The sequence below is a fragment of the Bacteriovorax sp. PP10 genome, assembly GCF_035013165.1.
GTDB lineage: Bacteria > Bdellovibrionota > Bacteriovoracia > Bacteriovoracales > Bacteriovoracaceae > Bacteriovorax > Bacteriovorax antarcticus.
In genome coordinates, this window is the sequence record NZ_JAYGJQ010000002.1 from 918,653 (window position 1) to 931,026 (window position 12,374).

Sequence of the window (12,374 nt, forward strand, 5' to 3'; positions counted from 1 at the left end):
TTTTAAAATCTAAAAGGGTTCCATCGGATCATTGATCTGGTGGAACCCTTTTTTTTTTGCTATAAGAGCGCCTATGAAAACAAAAATACTTCGCGGACAAGCTCTAAGCTTTAAAGCAGACCCATTTATCGTTGGCGACCAAGCTTCAATTCATTATGAAAGTGATGGTCTAATATTTCTTCAAGATGGCAAGGTCACAGAATTCGGATCTTACAAAAATCTAAAAGACAAAATTCCAGCGGGAGCTGAAATTAAAGTTTATACAGACTCGTTAATCATTCCGGGTTTCGTTGATACTCACGTTCATTACCCTCAGACTCAAATTATCGGGGCCTATGGTAAGCAATTAATTGACTGGCTTAATAATTATACGTTCATTGCTGAACAACAGTTTGCTGATTACTCACACGCTGAAAAGATCGCAAAAGTTTTCGTTCAAGAAAGTCTTCGCGCCGGAACAACAACATCTGCCGTGTTCTGTACAGTTCACCCGCATTCAGTTGATGCCATCTTTGAAGAAGCTCAAAAACTTAATTTAAGAATGGTTGCCGGTAAAGTACTGATGGACAGAAATGCTCCTGCTGCTTTAACTGACACTGCTCAAAGTGCTTATGATGACTCGAAAGCATTAATCAAAAAATGGCATGGCAAAGGAAGACTTTCATATGCCGTGACTCCACGTTTTGCTCCAACGTCATCTCCAGAGCAATTAGAACTTGCCGGTGCCCTTTGGAAGGAAAGCCCGGGAACATACATGCACACTCACATCTCTGAGAATCTTGGAGAGATTGCATGGGTAAAAGATTTATTCCCAGAAAGAAAAAGCTATCTCGATGTTTATGATCACTACGGACTAGTAGGAGAGAGATCTCTACTTGCTCACGGTGTTCACTTAACTGAAGAAGAATTCACGAGAATTCATAAAACAGGAGCGTGCGTATGCCATTGCTCAACTTCAAATGAATTTTTAGGAAGTGGTTTATTCCCATTCGAGCGAGCAAAAGATAAAAAGCGCCCGGTTCGCGTAGGACTTGGAACTGATATCGGTGCTGGAACAAGTTTTTCTCATCTTCAGACAATGAATGAGTCTTATAAGATTGCTCAGCTTCAAGGGTATTCATTATCTTCAGCATGTGCTTTCTATTTGGCAACTAAAGGTGGAGCGAACTCTCTTTACCTTGATGATAAAATCGGATCGATTGCACCTGGAATGGAAGCAGATCTTGTGGTGCTTGATTTAAAATCAACTCCATTAATGGATTTCAGAATGAGTTACTGCAAAGATATTCATGAAGTTCTCTTCATCCTTATGACTCTTGGTGATGACCGCGCTACAAAGGCCGTGTATGTAGCAGGCACTCAGGTTTATGGAGAATAAAAATCCAGAGCGTATTGTTGAATGTGGTGATGCCATTGAATGGCTAAAGGCCCACGACAAATTTGAGGGGGCCTCTGTTGTCGCTTCAATGCCGGATATTTCTGAGTTTACTAATACTACATTAGCGCAGTGGAAAGAGTGGTTCACGACAACTGCTGCGCTTATCATGTCTCGCTGTCCAGATGACGGTGTGGCAGTTTTTTATCAGTCAGACATTAAGTACGAAGGCGTTTGGGTTGATAAGGCCTATTTGGTTCAAAAAGCAGCGGAGAGTGTAGGGATGGAGCAGCTTTGGCATAAAGTTGTATGCCGTGTTCCTGCAGGAATCGCGACTTTTGGAAAACCTTCTTATTCACACATTTTATGTTTTTCGAAAAACGTCAGACTTCACGATATGTCTCGTTCGACTCCCGATGTGATCGGTGACCTGGGGGATAAGACTTGGGTGCGTGGAATGGGGCTTGAGAACTGTTTGATGATCACTAAGTTCATTGCGACTCATACGAATTCAACGAGAGTCGTTCACCCATTTTGTGGTGAGGGAAGTATTCTGGCTGCGGCCAATAAGAATGGGTTAAATGCTCTGGGTATTGAGCGCTCTCCCAAACGTGTTGAGAAAGCGCGGACTCTACAAATATCTGATGATAAAAAATGGATTCTTTAAGTTAAAGGTCTCTGTCACCTTTATCTACGTAAGGGAATAGCATGTTATGTTTAGCGTAGAAATCGGCATATCTTTTACCAATTTTTACAGTACATTCCATTTCCAATGTTTTTATTGAGCCGTCAGTATCTTCATATTTTACGATAGCATCTTTTGTGTTGTCTAATTGAACTCTAATACGAACACCATCTGCGATATCCCAATTCCCTTCTGATACAATTTTCAACTTCTGCTTAGAGTTAGTTAACTTAATCTCATAAGCTTCATTAAGATTTTCTACTCTAGAGTAATAATTGATGACTTTTAGATCAAGCTTGAATTGTTTTGATTCATCCTGGCAGTTTAATTTGTACATTGTTGCATGACCAGCAAATGCAGGAAGTGAAGTGGTAAGTGCAATCGCAAAAATAATTAGTGATTTCATTCTAGTGACTCCATTTTTTTTGTTATGTACATAATTGATAGCACAAATAAGGAGCACCACTATTTTCGTGTAAAATTTATAGGTGCCAGCAGACTTGTGGTAGTGCAGTTGCAAAACTACAAGTTTGCTAAGGCCTGAAATTTCTAAATCCTTAATTAACTTGAAACATCCTCAAATTACCATCGATATCCATTTGGTAAAGATTGCTTCCATCCACACTGATGGATGCATAATTTTCATTCCATTTAGACTGAGTACTGGATGGCACCCAGTGTGAAAGAATTTTTCCACTTTCAGGTTCGATTGCAAATAATCCATTGTTGAAACTTGGATACCACAATAATCCACTTTGAGGGGCGTACTCAAAACTCGTCATTGAATTACTTATTGGCGTTTGAGATGTTGAATGACACCACATTTTTTCTTTTAGATTGAGATTAACTCCACATGCATTTCCATTTATGTCTGCGAGAAAGATAAACTCTTGATCCTGTTTTTTTAGATAAAGAGGTTTTGAAGTTAAGGGAGCATCAAAGGGGATAGAAAAGTGTGGATTACCAGATTTTTTATCCAAACAGTGGAGAAGACCAATAGACGATTTGACATAGATCTCACCGAGAGCAAAACATACATCTTTTTCAGTGATCACCGGATGCATCCAATTTGAAAGTGGTAGCTCTTTTTTCCAAATCGTTTTGCCTGTCTGAAATTCGTAAGCGATAGCATAGCTTCTATCTCGAACAGTTCCTTTTTCTACTCCTGTTCCTGAATAAATAATTCCATTTTGTACCGAGACCGTTGCATCAAGATGTCCATCTTTACGATGCCATAATTCTTTCATCGTCATAGGATCGAGTGCATAGAGTCCATCGTTACCACCAGTAATGAACATTACTTCTTTGTCTTGAAAGTTTTCAATAAGGGGCTGGCCTTCCGTGTGTCCAGCTGTGTTGAAAGCATTAATAAACTTACCAGTGCTTAAATTAAAAGAGTAAATTCTCGCATGGTGAGTGGAGTGATTTCCTTCTCCAGCAAAAAGTCTATTTTTATAAATAATGGGTCTTGTTGTTACCTGAGTGCCAATGAAAAAAGCTCTTTTTATGGCCAGACTTTTTTTGTCAAACTCATAAATCTTTCCATCATCAGAACCATAAAAAATAGAGTTTCCTGAGATGACTCCTGACCTAAAAGCACCTTTGGATATTTTAGTTTCATTTATGAGCTTTAGTGAACTGATTGGTGAAGAAGTAATGTTGTTATCATAATTGTGCTTGCGAAAGCGAGAGTCCGGATAAACTTCATATGAAGGATGTGCATTTTTATTTGAATAATGCTCAATTGTATAAATGAAACTTGGTAGCGTATCTATATAGATGTAGCTTTTATAAATTCCCCATCCAAGAAGATTCATAATCATCATGGAAATAAGCACACGTTTTTTTAATAGCACTTCAAGGAACTGCTTTGGTCCTTCAGTGTGCAACTTAATTCCAAACCAGCCTGCCACTAAACTTGCCAGAGATGTAAGCGCTACTGTCAAGGCTGTCAGTGGTATAAAGACAGTAGGGATAATTCCCGGAATAAATCCTTTGGTGGCAAGTTCATGATTTTGGCTAAGCCAGTGTAATACGTCCATTATTCCCATCCACCCAGATTTTATCGCCATCCTTAAAACGGAGGTGACATTGTTTGATCCCACTTACAGCAGGTAAGTTCATTTCGCGGGCAACGATTGCGCAATGAGAGAGCACGCCTCCCTTTTCCACAATCACGGCCTTTGATTTTAAGAATAATCCTGTCCATCCAGGGTCAGTTGACTCTGCGACTAAGATCGTATTTTTCGGCCAGTTATCAACATCAATATTATCCGGAGAATTCACAACCCTCACTTCACCAAAAACTAATCCAGGAGACAAGGCCATGCCATTGAAAGATTTTATATTTGATTCATCTTTACTGGTCAGAATGTTTTCAAGCTTTGAGAGCTCCAGTATCGTTGGTAAATAAACAGACTTACTCAATTCAGTGGTATCTCTTCTTTTTTTTGCTCTTGAAAGATTAAAGTCGTTGTTTAAAATTTCCTGGAAAGAATGCCAGAATATTTCATTACCGATTTTGTTTCGCTTAGAAATTTCTAAAGCGATATAACGTATATGTGAGTATGGAGAAAGTAGACTCATTTTCCATTTTTCTCTAAGCTCAAGCATGTCACGCAAAAGTTTCCATTCTTTTTCTATAACTTGTTTTTTATATGTTTTAAGTTCATTAATTTCTGACTCAACCGATTTTAAACTAGAGTTATTCATTGCTCTTTCGTCTGCTGAAGATTTGAAAAAAGCATTATCAGAAAGTTCCATCCATCTGGGATGAGACAATTCAAGTTCTCCAGGACCGCGATGGCCATACTTCTGCATAAAATGAATTCTTTTGGCCGGGTCATTAGACGCTTTTTTATAATCCTCATTCATCTCCATTGTCACAGTATGAATGCCGATGGATAACCATTGGTTTAAGCATTTATCAATTTCATCGTGGGGAAGGACCCCTTTTAAAAGTGATCTAAGACTTTGCGAGGTTGATTCAATCAAAGTGATAAGAACTAATGGCCATGTTAAATGATCTTCATAGAAAAGTGTTACTTCTCTCTGAAAAAGTTCATGTAATTCTAGGTCAGAGATTTTTTGATAATGATCCAGTTCTTTTACACGAAAAGATTTATCAGAAAAAACGGTTAGCTCTTTTGCACATTCCAAAAGCCACTGTTGTCTTTGTGTTGAAAGACGAAGTCCTACTTTTAGCATTCTCAGCATTGTAAAAGGTGTGAGAATGAACATTTTTAAAGTCATCTTTTTAAAATCAAATTTTAACTTAGGTGTGCTTTTAAGTTCTAGGCGATACGGGATGGGCCCAAAGTAGAGTGGGGCCAGCATGGAGATGTTTACATAACCACGATTAAAAATTCTCTCTAGTAAAGAATGTGATTCATTTGGAAGTTCTTCATCAATACCTAAATAACCCAACTTCTTAAGTGCTTTGGAAAAAGCATGTTGTTTCGAAAATGCTTCCTTCCATATGCTAAAAGTTAATTCGCTGGGAGGACCATTCCATTCAGCAAAAGTTCCTCCATCCCATAATGTATTTGTTGGATAGGTCGACTTTAAGCGTTTTAATTCTTCTTCAATAATTCTTTTTTCTTCAGATTTACCTGAGAGAGCGGTAATAGGACGGGCCTGTAATATTTTTAGTTTATTGTCTTGATCTATGGCCCACTCGATATCAATTTCGTGGCCAAAAAAATTGCGAATGGCGATACCTGTGTTGACAAGTTCTTCTATGTTGAAAAGCTTTGTTGTTGCCACTTTTTTTTCTTCAAAATGCCATGGTGTTTTTTTCCCGGACACAAGGTCTTCACCAAGTCCTTCTATCGCTTCAATTATCCATCCTGCTTCATTGGTTCTTGGGTCGACACTAAAGAAGACACCAGAGAGCTTTGGGTTTACCATCACCTGTAAAACGACGTTCATTTTCACCAAATCTGATCTTTCTTTCAAAAAGTGTTCACGGTAAAGAGCACTGGATTTTTTATACATGGATTGAAAGCAATTTTTAATAGACGTCTTAATTCCAGTTTCGTTGTCGATATTTAAATAACTAGAATTTTGTCCAGCGAAACTTTGCTCACTTGAATCTTCTCCGATGGCCGAACTCCTGATCGCAAGTTTTGGCGAAGATTGTTTTTTCCACCACGAATAGATTTCATCCCATTCTTTATCACTAACCGGCATTTCGGTCAGGATTAAACCATCAGGAACGGGGAAGCCTGCATTCTTCATAAGACCTAAAGTGAAGCCTTTTCCGCCTAAAAAATTATCTTTCTTTGTAATTTGATCAAAATAATAAGTACTCATATGGATCAAGTTATAGTGTGCAGGGGAAAAAGAGTATGATGTGTGTCAGCCTTTATTTAAAATATACTGACATTGATCATAGTAATCTTTCTCATTATTCAGTTAGCATGACAGATAAACTAACAGAGGTGGATTAATGAAATTGTTGCTACTGATACTAGCTTTGTCTTTTAATACGGCAAATGCGAATACTGAGGCCGTCAATGATGACTCCAAAGTTCAAGCAAAGGCCATCATGAGTGGGGTATATGAGTCTTTTATTAAGGTTATTCCGTATGTTTATTCAGATGAAAATAGCATTGAAGCTTTAAAAAAGGATCCGGCCAAAAAAGCTGAACTGATTAAAAACCTCACAGATATCTCTGAGTTTTTTAAAAGCGCAAAGCATGTGGAGTATTTTCAAAGACCTGGCTTCAGGCCAAGTCTGGATACGATGAATTCTCATTTGGCCGATACTATTGTATCAGTTCAAAATAATAATTTTGCTTTTGCTCAAAAGCGCCTTGATGCTTTGACCTCGCTGTGTATTTCTTGCCATAGTCAATTATCAGCTCATGGAACTGCTAATGCTTTCGGGGATGCTGTCAATAAAGCACGCAGGGAAGATTTTGAATCTGATTATGCATTTGGTAATTACTTATATCTTATACGTCGATTTGATGATTCTGAAAAATATTTAAACCTAGCACTTGAAAAGGCACTTAAAGAATCCAGATCTCACGAACTGTATTCATCATTAAGAAGAATGATTTCAATTCATACAAAAATATCCTTTAATTATAAAAAGGCGAATGATTTTGTGAATAAGTATAAAACGGATCTTCGACTTCCAATACTGGCCAAAACAACATTAAATTCATGGAGTAGCTCACTTACACCCTGGAAAAAATTTGATGCAAGTAAAGTCGATTCTATCGAGCAGTTCATAAAGACTCATTTGAGTCCATTGGAAGAACTTAAAGAGCAAACAGGGAGTGACAATGATATTACTCTATTGATTGCATCCGGGATTTTATCGAAATATCTTAATGATCATCCTCAAACTCAAAATGCTCCATTAATATTATACTGGCTGGCCATTGCTGAACGTCGCTTAAGCAACACGTATTTTTTTACATTAAGTGATCTGTATTTAAAAGATTGCATAAGACTTTATCCTAAAACTGCTTTAGCAAAAAAATGTTATGCGCTATATGAAGAAGGTGTTCAGTTCGGATACAGCGGATCAGGTGGAACTGATATTCCTCCAGATGAAAAGAGAGAGCTTGCCCGAATGAGGGATTTACTTAAATAATTTAAACTGCCCCACAGGAAGACCTGATGGGGCTTAGTTTTATTAATGGAGTAAATTCTCAGGATGTAAATTGGCCAATCCCTTCATCTGATTATCCAAAGGAAGTGAATTATGCTCATGAGTGATAAGCCACTTGTCACCAAACTTTTTTAGACAAGTCGTATTTCTCATCCACATATCAACTTTTTCTTCACCATTTTTTGGTTCACCGCTCATATGCACAAGAGCGTGAGTAAAAGCGACATCGCCCTCAATCGTAAACTTCTGTTTGTCATAGTCAAAATGAACCGGGAATTTAAAGTAATTTATAAAAAACTCTTGCCATGATTTTTGATATTTATCTTTCCCCGCAAATTCTAAAGGCGGCATCATATCGTACGCAATAATATCATCGGAATAAAAAGACATGATGTGCTTAATATCTCCTTCGCGAATGGCCTCTGCAAAACTCTCTAAAGTTTGGTAGACTTCATCTCTTTGGTAAGTTTTATGGTCGTACCGGGGTAATTGAGTATTTAAATTTTCCATAGAATCCTCCTTGATTATGCACTTGAAAAGATATGTGCAAAATTAATTCCGTTTATCGAATGAGGAAGAGGTGACAATGTTTAGTGTGTGTCTTATCAATTATCAAGAAAGCTTAACAAATGAAAATGTTTTGCTTACCGAATCTAGGTAGGAAGTACCGTCTTATTTGTTCATTTTTTTTTTAGCAGTATAATGATGGTTAAATGCTAAAAGAAGTAAGCAAAACTCTATTTATATTTTCTACACTTGCAGGAATTAGTACTCAATCTGCGAGTGCTTTTACATATATTGCTAAAAAAGGCGATACACTATCTGATGTGCTTTATGAGAATGATTACAAACCCATTTATGGAAGAGGTGGCGCTCTTGAGCAAACCTTAAAAATCAATCCTGATATTAAATACGAAAAAGGAAATAAGATTTTTCCAGGGACGAAGATTGTTTTGTCCGGAAATATTGTCCCTGGGAATTATGTCTTGCGTTCTTCTGGTAAAAACACGGTAACTGAATCTGTTATTGAAAAAAATGAACCAGTAGTTATTCCTGAAGCTGCCCCTGTTATTGATCATGTTCGAGAAGTCTCAGATATTTTTGACCAGATTTTTTTCTGGCAGTTGTCTCCTTCAGTTAGTTGGAAAGAGCTGACAGCAAAGGATTCAAATATAAATCAAAATTCAAATGCAAGGGCCCTCTCTGATATGAGTTATGGTGCAACTGTAGTTTATGGGATGCGCTTTAATCCAGATGTGGATATTTACTCTAAGCTATTTTTAGAGGCCGTTAATTTCTCAAGTGATAACTCAATTAATATTGTTAAGAAAAATATTGTGACATCAAGTCTGGGAGTTGGACTCTTTTATAACAAAAAATGGCAAGTTGAAGTAGGAATGGGGGATGAGCTTTTTTTAACCAGTCCCAATGCCACATCAGTCGAAATAAAAAAGGTGAGTATGCCTCATTTTAAATCGGCCTATAAAAATGAATTTTATCAATTTCAAGAAGCAAGTCTTCTTTATGCATTGTCAGGAAAAGTACTACTACCAAGATCCGCTCCCGGAATTGATTCGAAGTTAAGTTATGGTGCTGGAGCAGGAATCGAAGCAAAACTTCGCAATCAATCTTTCTATTTAGGATATGAAAAAACAATTCTCAAAGCTTCTGGCAATTCAACAGATGGCCAAAATATTTTCTGGAGGTATACATGGGAAACACCATAAGTAAAAAGTGCTCGGCAGCTCTGATTGTCGGCTCATTGGTTTTCCAAGGGTGTATTGCCTATGGAAAAAAAGATAAGGTTTCACTAAGCACTGAATCGAAGAATTCTTCTTTAAATGCTTCACTGTCATCGTTTGATGTTTCAAATAATATCGTCTCAATTCATGGAGCGGGATTAGCTGCAGTGACTGGTTTAAAAATTAAGCGCAATGGAGTTGATACAACTTTGAGTATCAATACAAAATCTGATACCCAGATTATTGCTGTGGCCACTAGTGCTTTATCGCTTTTAGTAGGGAGTACATTTGAATTAATTCTGTCTTCTGCGTCGGCACAGGCTTCATTTCCCATTACATTTACACTCGATTCAATGAATGCTCTATCGGGACAAGTTCTAAAATTTGATGGAACAAGCTGGGGACCTGCTAACCTTGCAAGCTCACAAACCTATTTAGGGACATGGAATGCGGCCACGCAAACTCCAGCTTTAGAGGCCAATCCTAATTCGGGTGACTATTATATTGTGACTGTATCAGGGGATTATCCAAACCCTGGTGATACATATGATATTGGCGACTGGATTATTTATAATGGGACAGCGTGGGAAAAAGTGGTTAGTGGTTTAGGAGCAAAACTTTCAAACACTGGTGGTACTTTAACCGGCGATCTTAAATTAGATACGCTTCTAAAATTGAAAGGTGCAGCTAATTATGTCACGTTAAAGGCAAGTGCTTCGCTTGCTGCTGATATTATTTTAACTCTTCCAATAACTGTCGGAACAAATGGACAAGTTTTAACGAGTAATGGAGCAGGTGTTCTTAGCTGGACAACTCCGGCAACGAGTTTAACTCCTACTGGTGCAGCTGGTGGGGATCTTTCTGGAACTTACCCCAATCCAACAATTACTGCTCTTAGTGCAACTAAGATTGCTGATGGAAGTGTGAGTAATGCAAAATTTCAATACCTCTCTGGAGTGACATCCGATATTCAAACTCAACTGGATTCAAAACAATCTGGTGGAAATTTTTTAACGGCCCTTACTGGTGACGTGACAACAGCTGCAGGTCCTGGATCTGTAGCTGCGACAGTTGCTCAAGTTGGTGGTGTGAGTGCGGCCAATATTGCAGCAGGGGCAAATATTGCGAATGCTTCAACAAATACCAATACTGTAAGCACTGCCGTTAAAAGAGATGCTTCTGGAAATTTTAGTGCCGGAACAATTACGGCCACATTAAATGGGACTGCAACAAACGTTTCAGGAGTTGTTGCCGTAGCAAACGGAGGAACAGGAAGTTCTTCTCTCACATTGAATCAACTTTTATTTGGTAACGGAACGTCTGCGATTAGCGGTCTTGCTATCACAGGAACACCCAGTGTTCTTTTAAGTACCAACATAACTGGTGCGCCGGCATGGACGACTTCGACAACGGGAAATTATTTAAAAGCGACAACTGGTGTAGGTGTTTCATTCGGTTCAATTCTTGCTGCCGATTTACCGGCCGGAACTTTGAGTGGTTCTGGAACAATAGGAAAAATTCCTTATTATAGTGCTGCCACAACTCTTGCAGATTCACCAATAGCAATTTCTGGATCGACAGTGGGAATTACTGCTGCCTCAGCAACACCATTATTAGTAGAAAGTACGAGTGGGACAATTTCAGGTATTGAATTTAAAAATACAGGCTCTACTGGATCGGCAGAAGGGATTATGTCGAGTAATGATACAATCTTAGTTCAGACTGGTGGAGCAAATAGACTTTATATTGGAAGTAATTTTGGGGTTGGAGCTGCTGCCCCTTCTGCTGTTCCATTTTATGTCAGAAATGCTAGTCTGGTTGCCAGATTCGAAAATAATTCAGCTGCGAGTAATGCACTTGCAAACAATGGTAGTGGAATTGAGTTAGTAACTGGGAACATGAACACTACTGGAAAGTACGGTGTAGGTATAAAGTTTATGTCGACTGACTCTGATTTCGCGACAGAGCCGGTAAAGTTTTTAGCAGGAATTTATCCAAGAGCGACTGAGTTTTATAATGCTGATTCTCGAGGCGGGATGGCCATTGATTTTTTCGTGAGCCCAAATAATCCAGGGATCAATAATATTCCTGTATCGGCGATGACTATCGATCAATCTGGTTACGTCGGAATTGGAAATACGGCCCCTACGACTAAGCTTGATGTCACTGGAGGGATTACCGCAACCTCAATAAATTCACCAACGATTACCGGAACAACTATCTCTTCGAGTGCATTCTATGGTGCAACTTTATCAATTAATAGCGGGGCCGCTTTTGCATACAATGCTGCTGTTCAAAATACTGCGGCAAACGGTTTTTCTGCCATGGGATTTAACGATGCTGGCGGAACTGCTCAGGCCGTTGTTGGATACTCAAATGCATCAGCGCCATTTTTTACCGATACAGTCTTTTTCTCAGCATACGGTGGAAAGGCCATGACATTCGGTATCGGGCTAAATGAAATTGCCAGAATAACTCCCGGAGGATTCTTTGGAATTGGTACAGATGCACCAACACAAAAACTTCATGTTGTCGGTAATATTTTAGCTTCAGGAACTGTTACAGGTTCATCTGATAGACGACTTAAAAAAGATATCAGACCTATTTCAGATGCCCTGAAAAGATTGGATTCAATTGTTGGGGTTAGATATTTTTGGATTGATCCAGAACAACACAATGAAGGTGAACAAATCGGAGTGATCGCTCAGGATGTAGAAAAGGTTTTCCCGGAAGCCGTTATTACAGGTAGTGATGGGTATAAATCAGTTTCTTATATGGGGTTAGTTGCACCGGTGATCCAGGCGATTAAAGAGCTTCATACAAAGTTTAAAACATTAGTTGCTCATGTCGCTGGATTGGATTCAAGAGTAGAGAAGCTTGAGAAAGAAAACAACGAATTAAGAGAGCGTCTTCTGAAAATTGAAAACGCACTCGCCAAAAAATAAT

The 12,374-nt window shown here is 38.5% G+C and carries 9 protein-coding genes; 5 read left to right on the forward strand and 4 right to left on the reverse strand.

The features are described from left to right. Window positions 1-73: 73 nt before the first annotated feature. Together guaD and SHI21_RS14530 are read left to right on the forward strand one after the other, a co-directional pair. Entirely contained in the window at window positions 74-1,378 is a 1,305-nt protein-coding gene (guaD, locus tag SHI21_RS14525; protein ID WP_323577447.1) for a guanine deaminase, read from the forward strand. After that, window positions 1,368-2,042 carry a hypothetical protein gene (locus SHI21_RS14530; protein WP_323577448.1) on the forward strand — a complete coding sequence of 225 codons (675 nt, stop codon included), beginning with the start codon at window positions 1,368-1,370 and terminating at the stop codon, window positions 2,040-2,042. The genes guaD and SHI21_RS14530 overlap by 11 nt, the downstream gene beginning before the upstream one ends. Window position 2,043: 1 nt before the next feature. Here the strand turns inward: SHI21_RS14530 and SHI21_RS14535 are convergent, their stop codons facing one another. The 3 genes from SHI21_RS14535 to SHI21_RS14545 all read right to left on the reverse strand — a co-directional run bounded on the left by SHI21_RS14535 (window position 2,044) and on the right by SHI21_RS14545 (window position 6,374). Next, window positions 2,044-2,466: a hypothetical protein gene (locus tag SHI21_RS14535; RefSeq protein WP_323577450.1), complete on the reverse strand. Its 423-nt coding sequence runs from the start codon at window positions 2,464-2,466 to the stop codon at window positions 2,044-2,046. A gap of 151 nt (window positions 2,467-2,617) precedes the next feature. Then, window positions 2,618-4,102, reverse strand: coding sequence for an outer membrane protein assembly factor BamB family protein (locus tag SHI21_RS14540; RefSeq protein ID WP_323577451.1), 1,485 nt, complete (start codon window positions 4,100-4,102; stop codon window positions 2,618-2,620). Next, window positions 4,080-6,374 (reverse strand): PEP/pyruvate-binding domain-containing protein, encoded by a 2,295-nt coding sequence (locus tag SHI21_RS14545; protein WP_323577452.1) that lies wholly within the window; start codon window positions 6,372-6,374, stop codon window positions 4,080-4,082. The genes SHI21_RS14540 and SHI21_RS14545 overlap by 23 nt, the downstream gene beginning before the upstream one ends. A 136-nt stretch (window positions 6,375-6,510) precedes the next feature. Here SHI21_RS14545 and SHI21_RS14550 point away from each other — a divergent pair, with 136 nt between their 5' ends. After that, window positions 6,511-7,668: a hypothetical protein gene (locus SHI21_RS14550; RefSeq protein WP_323577453.1), complete on the forward strand. Its 1,158-nt coding sequence runs from the start codon at window positions 6,511-6,513 to the stop codon at window positions 7,666-7,668. A gap of 42 nt (window positions 7,669-7,710) precedes the next feature. Here the strand turns inward: SHI21_RS14550 and SHI21_RS14555 are convergent, their stop codons facing one another. Continuing rightward, window positions 7,711-8,196 carry a YybH family protein gene (locus SHI21_RS14555; RefSeq protein ID WP_323577454.1) on the reverse strand — a complete coding sequence of 162 codons (486 nt, stop codon included), beginning with the start codon at window positions 8,194-8,196 and terminating at the stop codon, window positions 7,711-7,713. Window positions 8,197-8,399: 203 nt separating this feature from the next. Between SHI21_RS14555 and SHI21_RS14560 the strand changes: the two genes are divergently transcribed. Both SHI21_RS14560 and SHI21_RS14565 read left to right on the forward strand, forming a co-directional pair. Then, window positions 8,400-9,413, forward strand: coding sequence for a tail protein X (locus tag SHI21_RS14560; protein ID WP_323577455.1), 1,014 nt, complete (start codon window positions 8,400-8,402; stop codon window positions 9,411-9,413). Then, window positions 9,398-12,373, forward strand: coding sequence for a tail fiber domain-containing protein (locus tag SHI21_RS14565; RefSeq protein WP_323577456.1), 2,976 nt, complete (start codon window positions 9,398-9,400; stop codon window positions 12,371-12,373). The genes SHI21_RS14560 and SHI21_RS14565 overlap by 16 nt, the downstream gene beginning before the upstream one ends. Window position 12,374: the final 1 nt, after the last annotated feature.

What these genes read in the sequence shown, in the direction of transcription:
- SHI21_RS14560 (WP_323577455.1), top strand. Translation starts at nt 8,400, where the DNA reads ATGCTAAAAGAAGTAAGCAAAACTCTATTTATATTTTCTACACTTGCA.
- SHI21_RS14555 (WP_323577454.1), bottom strand. Translation starts at nt 8,196, where the DNA reads ATGGAAAATTTAAATACTCAATTACCCCGGTACGACCATAAAACTTAC.
- SHI21_RS14530 (WP_323577448.1), top strand. Translation starts at nt 1,368, where the DNA reads ATGGAGAATAAAAATCCAGAGCGTATTGTTGAATGTGGTGATGCCATT.
- SHI21_RS14540 (WP_323577451.1), bottom strand. Translation starts at nt 4,102, where the DNA reads ATGGACGTATTACACTGGCTTAGCCAAAATCATGAACTTGCCACCAAA.
- SHI21_RS14535 (WP_323577450.1), bottom strand. Translation starts at nt 2,466, where the DNA reads ATGAAATCACTAATTATTTTTGCGATTGCACTTACCACTTCACTTCCT.
- guaD (WP_323577447.1), top strand. Translation starts at nt 74, where the DNA reads ATGAAAACAAAAATACTTCGCGGACAAGCTCTAAGCTTTAAAGCAGAC.
- SHI21_RS14550 (WP_323577453.1), top strand. Translation starts at nt 6,511, where the DNA reads ATGAAATTGTTGCTACTGATACTAGCTTTGTCTTTTAATACGGCAAAT.
- SHI21_RS14545 (WP_323577452.1), bottom strand. Translation starts at nt 6,374, where the DNA reads ATGAGTACTTATTATTTTGATCAAATTACAAAGAAAGATAATTTTTTA.
- SHI21_RS14565 (WP_323577456.1), top strand. Translation starts at nt 9,398, where the DNA reads ATGGGAAACACCATAAGTAAAAAGTGCTCGGCAGCTCTGATTGTCGGC.